Source organism: Mycobacterium sp. E2699 (genome assembly GCF_001666745.1).
GTDB lineage: Bacteria > Actinomycetota > Actinomycetes > Mycobacteriales > Mycobacteriaceae > Mycobacterium.
The window spans coordinates 1-1,645 of sequence record NZ_LZJH01000145.1 but is presented as its reverse complement, the minus strand read 5'-3'; the positions used below and the strand labels follow the sequence as shown (position 1 = coordinate 1,645).

Sequence of the window (1,645 nt, the reverse complement as noted above, 5' to 3'; positions counted from 1 at the left end):
GTCGGTATGCCCGTCAAACGGCGCCCCGATCGGCTGGCCGGTGTCCGCGTCCCATAGCCGCACCGTGTGGTCCCAGCTGGCGCTCGCGAGCCGATGCCCGTCGGGGCTGAACGCCACACTGCTCACGATGCCGGTGTGGCCGGTGAGGGGGGCCCCGATCGGCTCGCCCGTGTCCGCGTCCCACAGCCGCACCGTTTGATCGGCGCCCGCGCTGGCCAGCCGATGCCCGTCGGGGCTGAACGCCACGCCGAGCACCGAATCGGTATGGCCGGTAAGGGTTTTGACGGGTTGGCCGGTGTCGGCGTTCCACACCCACACCGCGCCCCGCGGTCCGGCACCGGCGCTGGCCACCCGGTGGCCGTCCGGGCTGAAGGTCACGCCCTCCAGCTCGTAGGCGTAGCCGGCGAGTATCTCGTCGAGATTCCACACGCGCAGACTGTGGTCCCGCCCGCCGCTGGCTATCCGGTGCCCGTCGGGACTGTAGGCCACACTGATCGCCGCATCGGTGTGTCCGGTGAGGGCGGCCCCCAGCGCATGGCCGGTGTCGGCGTCCCACAACCGCACCGTGGCGTCGGAGCTTGCGGTGGCGAGCCGATGCCCGTCGGGACTATAGGCCACGCCGAACACTGCGCCGGGGTGGTTCAGCGGGCTACCGATCGGCTGGCCGGTGCCCGTGTCCCACTGGCGTACCGTGCGGTCGGCGCTGGCGCTGGCCATCCGTCGTCCGTCGGGACTGAACACCACCGTGACCAGACCGCCTTTTTGCCCGGCCTGCAGCGCACCCATCAGGCGCGCCGTGTCGGTGTCCCACAGCGCCAGCGTGCCGTCGTAGCTGCCGGTGGCCAGCAGGTGCCCATCCGGGCTGAACGCCACGCTGTGCACGAAACTTGTGTAACCACCCAGGGGGGCGCCGACCGGCCGGCCACTGTCGGCGTCCCACAACCGCACGGTGCGATCCCAGCCGGCGCTGGCCAGCAGGTGACCATCGGGACTGAAGGCGACATCTTCGACGAAATCCTGGTGCCCTTTGAGCGGGTCGCCGATCGGCTGACCCGTGTCGGCATCCCACAACCGCACCGTGTCATCCCAACTGCCACTGGCCAGTCGGTGCCCGTCGGGGCTGAACGCCACACTTGTCACCTTGTTCGTGTGACCTTTGAGGGGGTCGCCGATGGGCCGGCCGGTGTCGACGTCCCACAGTTGCACGGTGCCATCCGGGCCGCCGCCGGCGGTGGCGATTTTGCGCCCGTCGGGGCTGAACGCGACGCCGGGTACCTCCGCCCCGGTATCGACAACCTTGAGCGTGGTACTGCGTTGGCCCACCGCGTGCAGCAGGGCGCTCTGGCCCAATGGGGCCGCCTTTCGGGCCGCCAGCAATTCGCCGAATGCCCGGATGTCGCCGCCGGCGCGGGCGCCGGCCAGCATGGACTGCGCCTCGGCGGTAAGCCGTTCGGCGATCGCCTGGTTGCGCTGGCGGATGGCCTCCTGGCGCTGCACGACGGCGATCAGTGCCGCCACCAGTGACACCACCGTGAGCGCGACCATCCCGGCGATCGCGGCTGCGCGCAGCCGGCGAAACCTGCGCTGCTCACGCAGATCGTCGCCGGCCAACTGATCCTTGGGCTTGCCATGAATCGGCGCCGCC

The 1,645-nt window shown here is 70.8% G+C and carries 1 protein-coding gene; it reads right to left on the bottom strand.

What is annotated here, in order from left to right; translation table 11 throughout:
* Positions 1–1,645: WD40 repeat domain-containing protein (locus tag A5696_RS25280; protein ID WP_369803394.1), on the bottom strand; the 1,645-nt coding region annotated here is incomplete at both ends.